The sequence below is a fragment of the Enterobacter sp. RIT637 genome (genome assembly GCF_019718755.1).
Taxonomy (GTDB): domain Bacteria; phylum Pseudomonadota; class Gammaproteobacteria; order Enterobacterales; family Enterobacteriaceae; genus Enterobacter.
The window spans coordinates 1-511 of the sequence record NZ_JAIHAZ010000206.1; the positions used below are offsets into that span (position 1 = coordinate 1).

General features: G+C 46.8%; 1 protein-coding gene. It reads left to right on the top strand.

The window, feature by feature from the left end; translation table 11 throughout:
- Positions 1–341 (top strand): EAL domain-containing protein (locus K5E19_RS24040; protein ID WP_221553412.1); only part of this gene is annotated, 341 nt, incomplete at its 5' end.
- Positions 342–511 lie beyond the last annotated feature (170 nt).

A 511-nucleotide genomic window follows, 5' to 3' on the forward strand; every position in this document is an offset into this window, starting at 1 on the left:
CCATGCAGCGCCTGCGCCAAACGGGGTGCAGACTGTTTTTAGATGACTGTTTTTCAAGCGATCACGTTATGTTCCCGGTGAGACAAATTCCCTTTGATGGCCTGAAACTGGATAAAGATATCGTTGATAAATTTGCCGCAAACGACAGTGATTTCAGTTTGATTAAAGCGATGCAGTATTACAGCGATATTACTGGCGTTGCCTGTGTCGCCGAAGGGGTGGACAGCGAGGAAAAATTTAATACCTTATCCGCCGCTGGCATCAAAAGTTTTCAAGGGTATTACCTTGCCAGAGCGGTAAAAGAAGACGATCTCGATTTTCTGGTGCGTAAATTTCGCTAACAGCGATAAATTTTTTATGGTCGGGCGAAACTTTTGCTCGCGGGCTAACGAACTATTATTCAGATAGCCCCCTTTTCCCTGATGGAGTTGACCATGAAACGTTTGAAAATCGCGTCCGCCGTCGCCGTACTGACCCTTTCACTGTTTTCCATGAACACCCAGGCCGCGCT